15 protein-coding genes are annotated in these 15,752 nt (G+C 75.5%); 5 read left to right on the forward strand and 10 right to left on the reverse strand.

All coding sequences use genetic code 11. The features are described from left to right. Positions 1-38: 38 nt before the first annotated feature. The 4 genes from glpK to ABD811_RS36095 all read left to right on the forward strand — a co-directional run bounded on the left by glpK (position 39) and on the right by ABD811_RS36095 (position 4,126). A complete protein-coding gene (glpK, locus tag ABD811_RS36080; RefSeq protein WP_344956747.1) occupies positions 39-1,556 on the forward strand; it encodes a glycerol kinase GlpK in 1,518 nt (505 codons plus the stop codon). 147 nt (positions 1,557-1,703) lie between these two features. Then, on the forward strand, positions 1,704-2,684 hold the full coding sequence (locus ABD811_RS36085) for a S1 family peptidase (RefSeq protein WP_344956748.1): 981 nt from the start codon (positions 1,704-1,706) through the stop codon (positions 2,682-2,684). Between the two features lie 78 nt (positions 2,685-2,762). Further along, a complete protein-coding gene (locus ABD811_RS36090; protein WP_344956750.1) occupies positions 2,763-3,665 on the forward strand; it encodes a polysaccharide pyruvyl transferase family protein in 903 nt (300 codons plus the stop codon). A gap of 59 nt (positions 3,666-3,724) precedes the next feature. Next, entirely contained in the window at positions 3,725-4,126 is a 402-nt protein-coding gene (locus ABD811_RS36095) for a DUF2267 domain-containing protein (protein ID WP_344956751.1), read from the forward strand. 3 nt (positions 4,127-4,129) lie between these two features. Here ABD811_RS36095 and ABD811_RS36100 read toward each other — a convergent pair whose 3' ends face one another. Continuing rightward, positions 4,130-5,392 (reverse strand): MFS transporter, encoded by a 1,263-nt coding sequence (locus ABD811_RS36100; protein WP_344956753.1) that lies wholly within the window; start codon positions 5,390-5,392, stop codon positions 4,130-4,132. A gap of 134 nt (positions 5,393-5,526) precedes the next feature. On the opposite strand from ABD811_RS36100, the gene ABD811_RS36105 reads away from it, so the two are divergent. After that, positions 5,527-6,621, forward strand: coding sequence for a LacI family DNA-binding transcriptional regulator (locus ABD811_RS36105; protein WP_344956755.1), 1,095 nt, complete (start codon positions 5,527-5,529; stop codon positions 6,619-6,621). Between the two features lie 33 nt (positions 6,622-6,654). On the opposite strand, the gene ABD811_RS36110 is transcribed toward ABD811_RS36105, so the two are convergent. The 9 genes from ABD811_RS36110 to ABD811_RS36150 form a co-directional block, all read right to left on the reverse strand. Beyond that, positions 6,655-7,611 carry an NAD-dependent epimerase/dehydratase family protein gene (locus tag ABD811_RS36110; protein ID WP_344956757.1) on the reverse strand — a complete coding sequence of 319 codons (957 nt, stop codon included), beginning with the start codon at positions 7,609-7,611 and terminating at the stop codon, positions 6,655-6,657. Further along, complete coding sequence (locus tag ABD811_RS36115; protein ID WP_344956759.1) at positions 7,511-8,563, reverse strand: glycosyltransferase family 9 protein; 1,053 nt, start codon at positions 8,561-8,563, stop codon at positions 7,511-7,513. Before ABD811_RS36115 ends, ABD811_RS36110 begins: the two co-directional genes overlap by 101 nt. After that, positions 8,560-9,246, reverse strand: coding sequence for an SDR family oxidoreductase (locus tag ABD811_RS36120; protein ID WP_344956761.1), 687 nt, complete (start codon positions 9,244-9,246; stop codon positions 8,560-8,562). The genes ABD811_RS36115 and ABD811_RS36120 overlap by 4 nt, the downstream gene beginning before the upstream one ends. Continuing rightward, entirely contained in the window at positions 9,243-10,691 is a 1,449-nt protein-coding gene (rfaE2, locus tag ABD811_RS36125) for a D-glycero-beta-D-manno-heptose 1-phosphate adenylyltransferase (RefSeq protein WP_344956763.1), read from the reverse strand. The genes ABD811_RS36120 and rfaE2 overlap by 4 nt, the downstream gene beginning before the upstream one ends. A gap of 43 nt (positions 10,692-10,734) precedes the next feature. Beyond that, positions 10,735-11,337, reverse strand: a complete 603-nt coding sequence (locus ABD811_RS36130; protein ID WP_344956765.1) for a D-sedoheptulose-7-phosphate isomerase — start codon at positions 11,335-11,337, stop codon at positions 10,735-10,737. Then, positions 11,334-12,566 (reverse strand): glycosyltransferase, encoded by a 1,233-nt coding sequence (locus tag ABD811_RS36135; protein ID WP_344956767.1) that lies wholly within the window; start codon positions 12,564-12,566, stop codon positions 11,334-11,336. Before ABD811_RS36135 ends, ABD811_RS36130 begins: the two co-directional genes overlap by 4 nt. Then, entirely contained in the window at positions 12,563-13,558 is a 996-nt protein-coding gene (locus ABD811_RS36140) for a glycosyltransferase (protein WP_344956769.1), read from the reverse strand. Before ABD811_RS36140 ends, ABD811_RS36135 begins: the two co-directional genes overlap by 4 nt. Next, entirely contained in the window at positions 13,558-14,580 is a 1,023-nt protein-coding gene (locus ABD811_RS36145) for a glycosyltransferase family 9 protein (RefSeq protein ID WP_344956771.1), read from the reverse strand. The genes ABD811_RS36140 and ABD811_RS36145 overlap by 1 nt, the downstream gene beginning before the upstream one ends. Continuing rightward, on the reverse strand, positions 14,577-15,752 hold a 1,176-nt coding region (locus ABD811_RS36150), incomplete at its 5' end, for an HAD-IIIA family hydrolase (RefSeq protein WP_344956773.1). The genes ABD811_RS36145 and ABD811_RS36150, both read right to left, overlap by 4 nt.

Genomic DNA, 15,752 nt, shown 5'->3' on the forward strand with positions numbered 1-15,752 from the left:
GGGCGGAGCGTGTCCGCCCGCCGGGGGAGGAGGGCCTGATGGGGGACGTCGTCGGGGCTCTTGACCAGGGCACCACCAGCACCAGGTTCATGATCTTCGATCACGGCGGCAACGAGGTCGCGCGGCACCAGCTCGAGCACCAGCAGCTTCTGCCGCGGGCGGGCTGGGTCGAGCACAACCCCACCGAGATCTGGGAGCGCACCCGCGCCGTCATCGAGACGACGCTCAACAAGGCGGGGGTGAACAAGAGCGACATGGTCGCGCTGGGCATCACCAACCAGCGCGAGACCACGGTGGTGTGGAACCGCCGCACCGGGCGGCCGTACTACAACGCGATCGTCTGGCAGGACACCCGCACCGACCGCATCGCCGCGGCGCTGGAGCGCGACGGGCGCGGCGAGACGATCCGGCACCGCGCCGGGCTGCCGCCGGCCACCTACTTCTCCGGCGGCAAGATCCAGTGGATCCTGGAGAACGTCGAGGGGGTGCGCCGGGACGCCGAGGCGGGCGAGGCGGTGTTCGGCAACATCGACGCCTGGCTGCTGTGGAACCTGACCGGCGGACGCGACGGCGGCGTGCACGTCACCGACGTCACCAACGCCAGCCGCACCATGCTCATGGACCTGGAGACCCTCGACTGGGACGACCAGCTCCTGTCGTTCTTCGGCATCCCCCGGGCGATGCTGCCGCGGATCCGCCCGTCGTCGGCGCCCGACCCGTACGGGGTGACCCGCGCCGAGGGGCCGCTGCACGGCGAGGTGCCCCTCACCGGCGACCTCGGCGACCAGCAGGCCGCCACCGTCGGGCAGGTGTGCTTCGAGCCCGGCCAGGCCAAGAACACCTACGGCACCGGCAACTTCCTCCTGCTCAACACGGGGGAGGATCTGGTGCGCTCGAAGGCCGGGATGCTGACGACGGTCTGCTACAAGTTCGGCGAGTCCAAGCCCGTCTACGCCCTGGAGGGCTCGATCGCCGTCACCGGGTCGGCGGTGCAGTGGCTGCGCGACCAGCTCGGCATCATCTCCGGCGCCGCGCAGAGCGAGGCGTTGGCCCGCCAGGTCGACGACAACGGCGGCGTCTACTTCGTGCCCGCGTTCTCCGGGCTGTTCGCCCCGTACTGGCGCAGCGACGCCCGCGGCGCCATCGTCGGCCTGTCCCGCTACAACACCAACGCCCACCTGGCCCGCGCCACCCTCGAATCCATCTGCTACCAGTCGCGCGACGTGGTGGAGGCGATGCGCGAGGACTCCGGTGTGTCGCTGGACGTGCTCAAGGTGGACGGCGGTGTGACCGCCAACGAGCTGTGCATGCAGCTGCAGGCCGACATCCTCGGGGTGCCCGTCTCCCGGCCGGTCGTCGCCGAGACCACCGCGCTCGGCGCCGCCTACGCGGCCGGGCTCGCCGTCGGGTTCTGGCGGAACACCGACGAGCTGCGCCAGAACTGGAACGAGGACAAGCGCTGGCTGCCGCAGTGGGACGACGACAGGCGCGAGAAGTCCTACGCGGCCTGGAAGAAGGCCGTCGAGCGCACCTTCGGCTGGATCGACGTGGAGTGATGACCGGCGCGGGGGCACCGCCGCCACCGGTGGCCGACGCGGACGAAAGTGCTTGCCCTCGCGCCACACCGGTCACGACAGTCCTTGGCATTCACATCCGGCACAGTGATGATCTTGTCGGTGCCGTTCCGTCTGAGAGGAGCCCGCATGACCAGTCGATTCACCGGGGCCGCGCGCGCCGTCGCCGCCTGCGCCGCCGCCCTCGCGGCCGTGGGCGGCGCCGCGCCCGCGCCCGCCCACGCGCAGATCTCGCCGCCCCAGGCCCTCGCCACCGGCGGGCCCGTGCCCGACGGCGCGAAGACCGTCAAGACCACCAAGACCACCAAGACCGTCAAGATCGTCAAGACGGCGAAGGGCGAGCGGCCCAAGAAGGCCGCGCGGTCCGAGCAGGTCGACTTCACCGGCGTCGTCGCGCTCGACAACTGCTCGGGCTCCCTGGTGCGCGGGCCGCGCACGCATGACACCGACGCCGCCCTGGTGCTCACCAACGGGCACTGCCTGGAGACCGGCATGCCCAAGGCCGGGCAGGTGTTCGTCGACAGGCCGTCCACGCGCACGTTCACCCTGCTCGACCGGTCCGGGAAGCGCACGCTGGGCACCGTGCGCGCCAACCGGATCGAGTACGCCACCATGACCGACACCGACGTGGCGGTGTACCGGCTCGGCACCACCTACCGCAGGCTCGCCGAGCGGTACGGGGTCCACGCGCTGCGGCTGGCGCCGTCGCGGCCGCGGGCCGGCACCGAGATCCGTGTGGTCTCCGGCTACTGGCGCAAGATCTACTCCTGCAAGATCGACGGGTTCGTCCACCGGCTCCGCGAGGCCGAGTGGACCTGGCGGGACTCCATCCGCTACAGCTCCACCTGCGACACCGTCGGCGGCACCTCCGGCTCGCCCCTCGTGGACCCCGCCACCGGCCACGTCATCGGGATCAACAACACCGGCAACGAGAACGGCGAGCGCTGCACCCTCAACAACCCCTGCGAGGTCGACGGCGCGGGGAAGGTGAAGGTCCGCCCGGGCGCCGACTACGGACAGCAGACCTACCGGCTCGCCCGCTGCCTCGGCGGCGGCGACGTCGACCTGACCGCCGGCCGCTGCGCCCTGCCCAAGCCCGCCGCCCGCTGACCCGCCGGCCGCCCGGCCGCGCGCCGGCCCTGCCGGGGCCGCGCGTTTCGTTCCCCGCCCGCGGGAACGATCGGCCGCATGCGTGTACTGCTGGTGGGTTGGCCCAGTTTCGTCCACGGCGAGGCGACCGCGGGGGACGTGCTGGCGTTGGAGGCGGTACGGCGTCAGCTGACCGAGGCCGGGCTGCCCTGCGACATCGCCTGGAGCCCGGTGTTCCGGCCCGGCGCGCTCACCCTCGAGCAGGCCCGGCCCGAGCGCTACACGCACCTGGTGTTCGCGTGCGGCCCGCTGCGCGGCGAGCAGGTCGAAGGGCTGCACCGCCGGTACGCGCGGTGCCGCCGGGTGGCCGTCGGCGTCTCGGTCATCGATCCCGCGGATCCGGCCGCCGCCGGGTTCCACGCCGTGATCCCCAGGGACGCGCCCGGCGAGCCCGCCCGGTGCGACCTGGCCGCGTCCGTCGAGACCCCCGAGGTCCCCGTGGTCGGGGTGGTGCTCGCCCGGCGGCAGCGCGAGTACGGCGCGCGCGGGCGGCACGAACGCGTCGAGGAGGAGCTGACCGGCTGGCTGGGCGAACGCGAGTGCGCCCGCCTGCCCCTGGAGACCCGGCTGGACCCGCGGGACTGGCGGCTCGCCGCCACCGCCGCCGAGCTGGAGAGCGCGGTCCGGCGGCTCGACCTGGTGGTCACCACCCGGATGCACGGGCTGGTGCTCGCGCTGAAGAACCGGGTGCCCGCCCTGGCCGTCGACCCCGTCGCGGGCGGAGCCAAGGTGACGGCGCAGGCCCGCGCGTGGTCGTGGCCCGCCGTCCTCACGCCGCCCGAGCACGCCCAGGGGCCCCGCCTGCTCGACCCCGCCGAACTGGAGCGATGGTGGCGGTGGTGCCTGTCGGGGGAGGGGGCCGTACGGGTCCGGGCGTGTCCGGAGCCCGTGTCGCTCACCGCCGACCTGATGGACGCGTTGGACTTCGAGCGAACACGTTAAGACCGCCCCAAGCCGGGCACGCGCCTCGGAGGACGATTTTGCAGAAAGGAGGGGCCGAAATGAGGCACGACGAATTTCTCGGACTCGTACAGAATCGGGCGAGGCTGCCCGACCTCGGGCACGCCGAACGAGCCTGCCGCGCCACCCTGGAGACGCTGGGCGAGCGGGTACCCGAGGGGCTGGCCGACAACCTGGCCGCCCAGCTTCCCCACGAGATCGGCGAGCACCTGCGGCGCACCGAGGTCTACGGCGGCGCGGGCACCGGCGAGCGCTTCGACCGGCACGCCTTCATCCGGCGCGTCGCCGAGCGGGGCGGCGTGGACGAGCAGAAGGCCGCGTTCCTGGCCCGGGTGGTCCTGGAGGTGGTCGACGAGGCCACCCAGGGCAAGATCATGAACAAGGTGTACGAGAGCCTCTCGCCCGACATCCGGCGGCTCGTCACCGCGGGCAGCTCGGGCTGATCCCTACCGGCGGTGTGCGCGGCGTGCCTCGCCGGGCACGCTGCGTCCGCCCGCAGGGGGATCGCCCGCGCCCGGCGACGGAACCTCGGCGTGCTGTGCCTCGGCGTTCTGTGTCCCCGCGGGCTGTGCCTCTGCGTGTGACATCGCGCCCGCGGCCACGGCCAGGAACGCCACCAGGGCCGCGACCACGCCCAGCGCGACGCCCAGCCCGACCAGCTCGGCGAGGGCGCCGATGAGCGGCGGGCCGACCAGGAAGCCCAGGTAGCCGACGGTGGAGACCGCCGCGACGGACGGCCCCGGGGCGCCGGTGGCGGTCGCGGCGGCCAGGAACACCATCGGAACCACGCAGGCCAGTCCCAATCCCAGCACGGTCAGCCCTGCGACGGCCGCCCACGGCTCGCCGATCACCAGCGCCCCGCCGAACGCGACCGCCGCCGCCGTGGCCAGCACCCGCACCATCCGAGCGGGACCGAGCAGGGTGACCAGCCGGTCCCCGGCCATCCGCCCCGCCGTCATCGCCAGCGCGAACGCCGCGTACCCGGCGCCGGCCAGGCCGCCACCCGTCCCCAGGACGTCGCGCAGGTACACCGCGCTCCAGTCCGCCGCGGCGCCCTCGGCGAGCAGCGCGGCGAACGCCAGCGCGCTGAGCAGCAGCAACGGCCGGGTGGGCCGGACGAACACCGGCCCGGCCTCCTGCGCGTCGTGCGCGGCGGGCAGCAGCGAGCGCGTCGCGGCCGTCCCGGCGGCCAGCGCCAGCAGGCCCGTCCCGGCCAGGTGCACCGGGACGCCGACGGAGAAGTGCGCGGCCAGCGAGCCGGCGCCCGCCCCGGCGAGCGTCCCGGCGCTGAAGCAGGCGTGGAAGCCGGACATGATCGACCGGGTGTAGCGGCGCTGCACGGCCAGCCCCGCGCCGTTCATCGCCACGTCCAGGGCGCCGGTGGTGGCGCCCCACACGGTCAGCGCCAGGAACAACCAGGCCCATGACGGTGCCAGTCCCACCAGCCCCGGCACCGCGCAGAAGGCGGCCAGCGCGACGCGGGTCACCGGGCGGCTGCCGCGCCTGCCCACCAGCGCGCCCGCGGCGGCCATGGCCACCAGCGAGCCGAGCGCCATGCCGAGCAGCGCGGCCCCGAGCCCGGCGGCGCCGAGGCCGAGGGCGGCCTTGACCTCGGGGATGCGCGGCACCCACGAGGCGAACACCAGCCCGTTGAGGAAGAACACGACCGCCACCGCCCGCCGCGCGGCGCGGGCCTCGCCGGAAACCAACCGTCGCCCTCCTTCGCCTGAGCTCTTTGACCGGTAAACCACGAACGACCGATATGCGTTGACCGGTAAACAAGGCGACCCTACGGATACGCTGTTGACCGGTCAACAGGAAATCCGCCGCCCGAGGAGGGACAGTGGCCACGCTGCGGGACGTCGCGCGCGTCGCCGGGGTCTCGCACACCACGGTGTCCAACGCCTACCACCGGCCCGAACGGCTGTCCCCGGAGGTGCGCCGCCGCGTGCTGGAGGCCGCCCGGACCCTCGGCTACCCCGGCCCCGATCCGCTCGCCGCGAGCCTGGCCACGCGGCGCGTCGGGGCGCTGGGCGTGCTGTTCACCGAGGCCCTGTCGTACGCGTTCACCGACCCGGCGGCGGTGCTGTTCCTGCAGGGCGTCGCGGGTGTCGGGGAACTGGACGCCGTCGGCCTGACGCTGCTGCCCGCGCCGCCGCGCACCCCGGAGGAGCACGACGGCGCCGGGCCCGTCGTCGACGACGCGGTGCACCGCGCCGTGGTCGACGGTTTCCTGGCCTACTCGCTGTCGGACGGGCATCCCGGCCTGGCCGCCGCGCGCGCCCGCGGCCTGCCCCTGGTGCTGGTGGACGAGCCCGAACCGGGCCCGGACGGCGGCGAGCCGTTCATCGGCGTCGACGACCGCGGCGGCGCCCGGCAGGCCGCCGCGCACCTGGCCGGGCTCGGGCACCGCCGGTTCGCCGTGCTCGCCGACCGGCTCGGCGACGACGCCCGCACCGGCCGCGCCGACGACGAGCGGCTGCGCTCGGCCACGTTCGCCGTCGGCCGCGACCGCATCGCCGGCTATCTGGACGCGCTGCCCGGGGGCGGTCGTCCGCCCGTGCTGGAATGCGGCGGCAACACCGCCGGGCTCGGTCACCAGGCCGCGCTCGACCTGCTCGACCGGCCCGCGTCCGAACGGCCCACCGCGATTCTGGCGCTGACCGACCGGCTGGCCCAGGGCGTGCTGACGGCGGCCCGCAAGCTGGGCCTGTCGGTCCCCGGGGACGTGTCGGTGGTGGGCTTCGACGACCTGCCCGAGGCCGCCGACGCCGACCCGCCGCTGACCACCGTCCGCCAGCCGCTGCTCGAGAAGGGACGGCTGGCCGCGCGCGCCCTGCTCGACCTGATCGCCGGCGGGCCCGCCCCGGCGCCGCGCACGATCCTGCCCGCCGAGCTCGTCGTGCGTGCCACGAGCGGCCCGCCGCCCCGGGCATGACGAGGCGATGACGTGACGAGGCGATGAAAGGGCTCAGGCGCTGCGGGAGACCGGCAGCTCGCGCGTGAACCACTCGATCGTCTGGTGCAGGCCCTCCCGCACCGGCACCCGCGGTTTCCAGCCGAGCGTCTCGTACGCCAGCGTGGTGTCGGGACGCCGCACCGCCGGGTCGTCGGTGGGCCGGTCGATGAACCGGATCCGCGACCGCGAGCCGGTCAGCTCGACGATCAGCCGGGCCAGGTCGAGCATGGAGGTCTCGTACGGGCTGCCGATGTTCATCGGCCCCGGATGGTCCGACAGCGCGAGCGCGAGGATGCCGCGCACGGTGTCGTCCACATAGCAGATGGACCGGGTCTGCGACCCGTCACCGGTCACCGTCAGCGGCTCGCCGGTCAGCGCCTGCCGCAGGAAGGTGGGGATGGCGCGGCCGTCGTCGGGCCGCATCCGCGGGCCGTAGGTGTTGAAGATCCGCACGATGGCGGTGTCCAGGCCGCGCGAGTGCCGGAACGCCGAGGTCAGCGCCTCGCCGAACCGCTTGGCCTCGTCGTACACGCTGCGCGGCCCCACCGGGTTGACGTTGCCCCAGTACGACTCGGACTGCGGGTGCTGCAGCGGGTCCCCGTAGACCTCCGAGGTGGAGGCCAGCACGAACCGGGCCTGCTTGCGCTCGGCCAGCTCCAGCGCGTACCGGGTGCCCTGGCTGCCGACCTCCAGCGTCTGGATCGGCAGCCGCAGGTAGTCGGCGGGCGAGGCCGCCGACGCCAGGTGGAACACGTAGCCGACCGGGCCGAGCACGTCCACCGGCTCGGTCATGTCGCGTTTGAGGAACTGGAAGTCGCGTCGCGCGGTCAGGTGGGCGACGTTGCGGGCGGTGCCGGTCAGCAGGTTGTCAACGCAGATCACCGAGATGCCCCGGGCCAGCAGCGCCTCGCACAGGTGCGAGCCGAGAAAGCCCGCGCCCCCGGTCACGACCGCGCGCGGATGTCTCATCGTGTCCTCCTTCGCGTTCCAGCGTCCCGCGCGCCGCGTCCAGGACGTCGGGCACGGAGATCTCCAGCAGCCCCGGATCGGGTTCGAGCCCGTGGGGGTCGCCGCGTCGCCCCGCCCACAGCACGCGGTGCGCGGCGCGGCCGGGCGGCGGTCCCCAGGCGGCGGGCGACGTCGGGCCGAACAGCAGCACCGACGGTGTGCGGTACGCGGTGGCCAGGTGCCCGGTGCCGGTGTCGCCGCAGACGACGAGCCGGGCGTGCGCGACGAGCGCGGCCAGGTCGAGCGGGCCGGTGCGGCCCGACAGGTCGTCGGACGGGTCGAGCCCGGCCGCTCCGGCGACCCGCGCGGCCAGGCCGGTCTCGTCGGGGCCGCCGGTCACCACGACGCGGTGGCCGTCGGCGCGCAGCGCCGCGGCGACCCGGGCGAACCGTTCGGGCGGCCAGCGGCGGGCCGGGTAGCCCGCGCCCGGGTGCACCACCACGGCGCCCGGCGCGGGCGAGGGACGGCCCGGCGCCGGCAGGCCGAGGTCGCGCGGATCCGGGTCGAACCCGGAGGACGCCAGCAGCCGGCACCAGCGCGTGACCTCGTGCTCCTCGCCCCCGCGCGGCGGGTCGAACGGCGGCCCGGTGACGTCGGGCACCTGCGGGTGCGCGAACGCCAGCAGCCGCACCGGATGCAGGTCGCGCAGCACACGGTGGCTCTGCGGGCCGCGTCCGTGCAGGTTGACCGCGAGGTCCACCGGGCCGCACGGCGGCAGCGGGTGCAGCCCCCGCGCGGGCAGGACGTCGTCCACGGCCCCTGTCAGCTCGGCCAGCGGCGCCAGCGCGGCGGGCGCGGCCAGGGTGAGCCGCCGCCCGGGCAGCGCCCGCCGCAACGCGCGCAGCGCCGGGACGGCGGTCAGCAGATCACCCAGGCCGAGTGCCCGCAGCACCAGCACGCGATGACGCGTCACGGCCACGACGGTTCGCGCGACGGGCACACCAGCAGTTCCCGCACCTCGCAGCCGGGCGGCTGGGACAGCGCGAACATGACGGTGGCGGCCACGTCCTCGGGACGGTTGAGCTGCGCGTCGGGGCCGGGCTTGTACTGCTCGTCGCGTCCGTCGAAGAACGCGGTGTCCATGCCGCCGGGGACCAGCATCGTCACCGCGACCCGACCGGCCAGTTCGGCGGCCAGGGCCCGGGTGAACCCGACGACGCCGAACTTGGAGGCGCTGTAGGCGGTGGCGTCGCTGAGCGCCCGCAGCCCCAGCGTCGAGGCGACGGTGACGATCCGCCCGTTGTGCGCCGCCTTCAGATACGGCAGCGCGGCGCGCACGACGGCGGCGGTGCCCAGCAGGTTGACCTGGACGACCCGTTCCCAGTCCTCGGCGTGCACGTCGCACAGCCTGCCGCACGCGTCGGTGCCCGCCGCGGTGACGACCGCGTCCAGGCCGCCGGCGCCTCGGGCCAGGCAGTGCACGGCGCGTTCGGCGGCGTGCCGGTCGGCCAGGTCGGCCAGGCAGTGCTGCCACCCGCCGCCCTCCGGTTTGGGCGGGTGCCGGTCGATGACCAGCGGCCGGTGGCCGTCCTTGGCGACCCGCTCGGCGACGGCCGCGCCGAGTCCTGATGCTCCGCCGGTGACCAGGACGTTCATGACGGTATTCCCTTCGATGTCGACGGCATGGGCGGGGCCGGGTGGGCCGGGGGGAGGTTCGACAGCAGGCGGGTGGTGGAGCGGCCCTCCAGGAAGGGCAGCAGCACCACCTCCCCGCCGTAGCGGCGCACGGTGTCGGCCTCCGGCAGGGCGGCGCCGGCGTAGTCGGCGCCCTTGACCCAGATGTCGGGGCGCAGGCGTTCCAGCAGCCGCTCGGGGGTGTCCTCGTCGAACACCACGGCGGCGTCGACGTCCGACAGCGCCTGCAGCACCCGCACCCGGTCGGCGGCGGTCGTCACCGGGCGGGCGGGGCCCTTGCGGCGGCGCACCGAGTCGTCGGAGTTGACGCACACGATCAGGCAGTCGCCCAGGCGGCGGGCCTGCTGCAGCAGGCTGACGTGCCCGGCGTGCAGCAGGTCGAAACAGCCGCCGGTCGCCACGACGGTGCCGCCCGCGCGGCGGGTGCGCTCCACCACGTCCCAGGCGTCGGCGTCGCGCCCGGGGGGGATGTGCGGCGATCCGGTCTCGGCCAGCTGCGCGGCGACGGCGGTCGCGGCGCCCGCGCTGACGAACTCGGCGGCGCGGCGCACGCCCGCGGCCACGGCCTCCGGGAGGCGCCCGCCGTCGGCCAGCACCTGCGCGGCGCGCGCCGCGAAGCTGTCGCCCGCCCCGCACGAGTCGCCCCGGGCCGGTTCGGCCGGGGCGAGGAACGGGGCGCCCCGCGGGCCGGAGGCGCCCTCGACCAGCAGCGCGCCGTCCGAGCCGAGGGTGACGGCCACGCCGTCCAGGTCCCAGGTCTCGGCGAGGAACCGGGCCCGCCGGGTCGCCGCCGCCAGGCCGCCGCCGTCGATCGCGGCGCCGTGCTCGGCGGCGAGCCGGGCCGCCTCGTCCTCGTTGGGCGTCATCAGGCGCGTGCCGGGCACTGGTGGCTCGCCGCGCGGATGCGGATCCCACACGACCGGCACGCGTCCGCCCACCTCCTCCAGCATGGCGCGGACGGCGGCGTGCCCGGTGACGCCGCGGCCGTAGTCGGAGACCAGCACCGCGCCCGCGCCCGCGATGGCCTGCGCGACGCTCGGGCCGACCGGGCCGTCCACGGCCCGGCCCTCGCCGACGTCCAGCCGCGCCACCGGCTGCCCCCCGGACTGGATGCGCATCTTGCAGGGCGTGGCGCCGTGCAGCCGGAACGCCGCGACCTCCATGTGCGCGGCCAGCATCGCGCGCAGCCGGTGCCCGGGGTCGTCGTCGGCCAGCGCGGTGACCAGCACGACCTCGCGGCCGTCGGCGGCCGCCAGCAGCGCGGCCAGCCCCGCGCCGCCGGGACGCGGCCGCTCCTCGGCCTGCTCGATGACGGGTACGGGCGCGTCGGGGCACAGCCGCCTGCTGCGGCCCATGATGTCGATGTCCAGCAGCACGTCGCCGATGACGACGAGCGGTGCCGTCATGATGCTCCCCCCGGACGGGTGGCGGTCGGTGCGGACGGCGCGGTCATCCACGGACCCCCAGGGTCTCGTCGACCACCCCGCACAGCAGGTGGATGGCGGCCAGGTGGATCTCCTGGACGGTGGCCGTGGACACCGCGTCGACGGTGATGGCGTCGTCGCACGCGGCGGCCAGCGGGTTGGGGCCCGGCCCGGTGATCGCCCACGCGGTCACCCCCATCCGCCGCGCCTGCTCGGCCGCGGCGACCACGTTGCGGCTGCGGCCGCTGGTGGACAGGCAGATCAGCACGTCGCCGCGGCGGCCGTGCGCCTGCACCTGGCGGGCGAACACGGTCTCGGCGCCGTAGTCGTTGCCGATCGCGGTCACCGCCGAGGTGTCGCCGTGCAGCGGGATCGCCGCGAACGGACGCCTGTCGCCGTCGAACCTGCCGACCAGCTCGGCGGTCAGGTGCTGCGCCTCGGCGGCGCTTCCGCCGTTGCCGCACGCCAGCAGGCGTCCGCCGGCGTCCAGCACCCGGGCCAGGCGGCGCCCCCACGCGGCGATGGTGGGGGTCTGGCTGCGGAACCGCAGCGCCGCGTCGGCCAGCGCCTCCAGGTTGAGGTCCTGCCGCCTGGTCTGCTGGAACGCGGTGTGCGTGGTGACGCTCATGTAAGCACCTCACTGCGTGTCATGGCCCGCCGGTAGACGGTGAGGGTCTCGTGGGCGATGCGGTCCCAGGAGTAGCGGGAGCGGGCGCGGTCGCCGGCGGCGAAGCCCATGGCCGCGCGGCGGGTGGGGTCGGCGAGCAGCGCGCGGATGACGCGGGCGGTCTGCTCGGGCGTGCGGGGCGCGACGTGCACCCCGGTGACACCGTCGATGACGGTGTCCAGGTGACCGCCGACGGCGGTGGCGACGACGGGCACGCCGCAGGCCATCGCCTCCAGCGGCACCATGCCGAACGGCTCGTACCAGGGCAGGGTCACCACCAGGTCCGCCGACCGCAGCAGCCGGGGCGCCTGCGCCCGGCCGACGCGGCCGAGGAAGCGGACCCGGCCGGCGACGCCGCAGTCCTCGGCGACGGCGCGCAGCCGCCGCACCTCCGGGTCGCCGTCCAGTTCGTCGCGGCGCGGGCCGCCCGCCACCACCAGCTCGGCGCCCGGCACGCGCGCCAGCGACCGGATGGCGGTGTCAACGCCCTTGCGCTCGACCAGCCGTGACAGCGTCACCAGGCGCGGCCGCGCCCCCCGGGAGGCGCGCGGCCCGTCGGGGCGGAACATGTTCAGGTCCACCCCGCACGGCACGACGGTGATGCGGTCGCGGGGCACGCCCATGCGCACGAGTTCCTCGGTCTCGTCGGCGCAGGTGGCGATGACGGCGTCGGCGGTGTGCCCGAGCGCGCGTTCCAGCTGGACGCGGCCGGGCGGGCTGGTGTCCTTGTCGCGCTGGTGACGCCGCTTGACGCTGCCCAGAGCGTGGTAGGTCTGCACCATCGGGATGCGGCGCCGCTCGAAGTTCTCGGCCGCCTGCGCGGTGGCCAGGCCGCTCATCCAGAAGTGCGCGTGCGCCACGTCCGGCGGGTCGTCGGCCCAGCTGCGTTCCAGGTGACGGCCGAAGTCCGGCATCAGCGGCAGCAGCTCGTCCTTGGGGATCGGCTCGGCGGGGCCGGCGGGCACGTGCTCGACGGTGACGCCGGGCGCCAGGCGCACCCGCGCCGGCAGGCGCGGGTCGTCGCGGCGGGTGTAGACGGTGACGTGGTGACCCAGCGCGCCCAGGCGGGAGGCCAGATCGGCGACGAACACGTTCTGCCCCCCGGCGTCGGCGGTCCCCAGGCCGGGGGCCGAGGCCGTGGTGCGGGCGGCCAAGGGGCTGGCGTGTTCGGACACCATGGCGATCTTCACGGGGTCACCTCCTGGAGCAGCCGTTCCCAGTCGCGCAGGAAGCGCGGCAGGCCGTAGCGGTCGGCGGCCGCCGCGCGGGCGTGCTTGCCGACCTGCCGGGCGCGGGCCGGATCGCCGGCCAGGTCCCGGGCCGCGGCGGCGAGGGTGTCGACGCGGGTCGACAGCACGCCCGCCTCCGGCGGCACCGCCTCGACCGCCTCGGTGGTGGCGAGGGCCACCACGGGCATGCCGAGCATCATGGCCTCGATCAGCGCCAGGCCCAGCGACGTCCACCGGTAGGGGTGGACGTAGAAGCGGCGCCGCGCCAGCTCGTCGTGCATCGCCCGCTGCGGCAGGTCCTCGAACGTCCACAGCGACTCGGGCGCGACGCCCAGCCGCCGGGGCACGTCGGTGACGTTCATGCCGAACAGGTCCAGCGGGACGGCCTCGGCCAGCCGGGGGAGCAGGTCGGTCCCCGCGACGCGTCCCCGGCGCAGCGGATCGTTGACGACGACTCCGGCGCGCGGCAGGTCGCCCTGGTAGCGGTAGCCCGGGTCGACGATCCCGTGCTCGATGACGGTGGTGGGCGCCCTGCCGCAGTTCCAGAACAGCTCGTTGAAATGCGTGACGTGGACGACGGGGATGTCGGACCGGTCGTGCAGGAAATGCCGGCTGTTGGGCACCACCTCTTCGGGCAGGCCCGCGTCGGCCGGGGTGCGGCGCGGGGTGTCGTGCTCGACGTACACGGCGGGGACGTCGCGTCCGGGACGGCGGCCCAGCCACTCCTCGGCGAGCCGCAGTTCGTGCGGCCGCTGCAGGACGACCACGTCGACGTGCTCGTCGCGCAGCCGGTCGTGCGGGATCTCGACGGCGCGGTCCGGCCAGGTGAAGGTCTCGGGCCGGCCCCTGCCGTCGGGGCCGCGGTCGGGGGTGACGGGCACGAGCGTGGTGTACGGGCCGTACACGAACGACGTCGCCCACGAGCCGTGCACGTGCCACAGGAGAACTCTCATCAGGGGGCCACCTCCATCAGGTGCTCGACGGCCGCGACGACGTGCCGGCCGGTGACGGAGGAGAGACAGGGGTGTCCGGGGACGGGGCAAGCACGCGCACGGGTGCCCTTACAGGGGGCGTTCTGGTCGCCCAGCAGCACGGTCGGCACGCCGTAGGGCGCCCATCGCGCGGCGGGCACGGTCGGGGCGAACAGCGACACGACGGGCGTGCCGACGGCGGCGGCCAGGTGGGCGGGGCCGGTGTTGCCCGCGACGACGACGCGGGCGCCCGCCAGCACCGCCGCCAGCTCGGCCAGGGAGGTGCGGCCGCCCAGGTCGACGCCGGCGTCACCGGCCACGCGCGCCGTCAGGTCCTTCTCCTGGTGGTGCCCGGTGACCAGCACGCGGTGCCCGGCGCCGGCCAGCAGCCGGACGGCCTCGGCGCAGCGTTCGGCGGGCCAGGCGCGGGCCGGCACCGACGTTCCCGGATGCACCACGACGTGGCCGCGCTCGCCCGGCGGCGTGCCGGTGAGGGCGGACATGTCCGGCAGCGGCTCGCGCACGCGCAGCCGCGTGTCGGCGGGGGAGGGGAACCCGGCCTCGGCGGCGAGGGCCAGCATCCGCTCGGTCTCGGGTATGTCGCCCCGTCCCGGCTCGTCGAGCCGCAGGCGCAGGTCCAGCAGCGACCCGGGGTAGTCCGCGCTGATGCCGCCGATCCAGCCGACGCCCGCCATGCGCAGCACCAGCGCGAGCGGCAGCGGCGACTGGTGGAAGGACGTGAAGATCAGCGCGCGGTCGAAGCCGCCGACCATCCGCGTCAGCCGGGCGATCTCGGCCGGGTCCACCGGTTCGGGTTCGGGGTCGATCCACGGCGCGCACCACTCCAGCACACGGTCGACGCCGGGCAGCATGTCGGCGGCGGCGCGTCCGCGCGGGCCGCACAGCAGCGCCACCTCGTCGGCGCGCGCGGCCACGGCGCGGACGGCGGGCCCGGCCAGCAGCACGTCGCCGAGGTTGTCCATGCGGGCCAGCAGCACCCTCATCGCGACCGCCCTTCGGCGAGCAGGGCCAGGGCGCGGGCGACGGCGGCGCGCAGGTCCGGCGCCACCTCGGGGGCGTCGTCGACCTCTTCCGGCCGGGTGCGCCCGGTGGGCACCAGCACGCCGTGCGCCCCCGCGGCCTCGGCGGCCCGCATGTCGGCGCCGATGTCCCCGATCACCACGCAGGCGGACGGGTCGACGTCCAGCCGCCGGGCGGCCCTGGTGACCAGGCCGGGCCGGGGTTTGCGGCACGAGCAGCGGTCGTCCGGGCCGTGCGGGCAGATCTCCCACACGTCGATGGGCCCGAGCAGTTCGTCGATGCGGTCGTTGACGCGCCGCACGTCCGCGCGGGTGATGAGGCCGCGCGCCACCCCCGACTGGTTGGACACCACGCCGATGCGCACGCCCCGGCGGCGCAGCCGGTCCAGGGCTTTGCGCGCGCCGCGCACCGGCTCGACGCGCGCGGGGTCGCCGTTGTACGGCACGTCGTGCACGATCGTGTCGTCACGGTCGAACAGCACCGCGCGGTTGCCGTACCAGGCTCCGGCGCGCGCGTGCGTCAGCAGGCCGCGCAGCCGGTGCCAGGTGGCGGCGGGCGGGATGGCGACGCTGGTGACCAGCATGCGCGTCACCTCCTCGGGCGTGCGCGGGCCGGGCAGGACGCGGGCCGCGGCGAACTCGGCCGTCAGCCCCGCCCAGGCCACGAAGGCGGGGAACGCGACCCGCCGCGCGCCCGCCCCGTACGCGGCGGCGGCGAGCACGCCGGAGGCGGTCGTCAGCAGGTGGCGGCGGAACCGTCCCGGTCCCTCTCCCGCGCGGCGTCGCCAGCCGGGGCCGTGCAGGCGCCGCATCAGCACGTCGTCGGCGTTGCCCGCCTGCGTCTTCACCGACACCCAGAACCCGGCGGGCCGCACCGGGTGCGTCACGGTGCGGGCGCCGCGCACCAGGCGGTGACCGGCCGCCATCACCCGCAACGCGATGTCGGCGTCCTCGCGGTAGGCGCGGCGGAACCGCTCGTCGAACCCGCCGACCTCGGCGAGCGCGCGGCGCCGGTACGCCATGTCGGCGGTGATCCAGGACGCGTCGGCCAGCCCGGCGGTGTTGCGTTCCCAGTCGGTGGGGCGGCGTCCCTCGGGCGAGGGCACGGTGACGGTTCCCTGCGAGCCGCCGACCTC

Source organism: Actinomadura miaoliensis, from assembly GCF_039536785.1.
Lineage (GTDB): Bacteria > Actinomycetota > Actinomycetes > Streptosporangiales > Streptosporangiaceae > Spirillospora > Spirillospora miaoliensis.

Bases quoted from the DNA above. Each gene is read 5' to 3' on its own strand.
- glpK (WP_344956747.1), top strand. From the start codon at position 39: ATGGGGGACGTCGTCGGGGCTCTTGACCAGGGCACCACCAGCACCAGG.
- ABD811_RS36085 (WP_344956748.1), top strand. From the start codon at position 1,704: ATGACCAGTCGATTCACCGGGGCCGCGCGCGCCGTCGCCGCCTGCGCC.
- ABD811_RS36090 (WP_344956750.1), top strand. From the start codon at position 2,763: ATGCGTGTACTGCTGGTGGGTTGGCCCAGTTTCGTCCACGGCGAGGCG.
- ABD811_RS36095 (WP_344956751.1), top strand. From the start codon at position 3,725: ATGAGGCACGACGAATTTCTCGGACTCGTACAGAATCGGGCGAGGCTG.
- ABD811_RS36110 (WP_344956757.1), bottom strand. From the start codon at position 7,611: ATGAGACATCCGCGCGCGGTCGTGACCGGGGGCGCGGGCTTTCTCGGC.
- ABD811_RS36120 (WP_344956761.1), bottom strand. From the start codon at position 9,246: ATGAACGTCCTGGTCACCGGCGGAGCATCAGGACTCGGCGCGGCCGTC.
- rfaE2 (WP_344956763.1), bottom strand. From the start codon at position 10,691: ATGACGGCACCGCTCGTCGTCATCGGCGACGTGCTGCTGGACATCGAC.
- ABD811_RS36130 (WP_344956765.1), bottom strand. From the start codon at position 11,337: ATGAGCGTCACCACGCACACCGCGTTCCAGCAGACCAGGCGGCAGGAC.
- ABD811_RS36140 (WP_344956769.1), bottom strand. From the start codon at position 13,558: ATGAGAGTTCTCCTGTGGCACGTGCACGGCTCGTGGGCGACGTCGTTC.
- ABD811_RS36145 (WP_344956771.1), bottom strand. From the start codon at position 14,580: ATGAGGGTGCTGCTGGCCCGCATGGACAACCTCGGCGACGTGCTGCTG.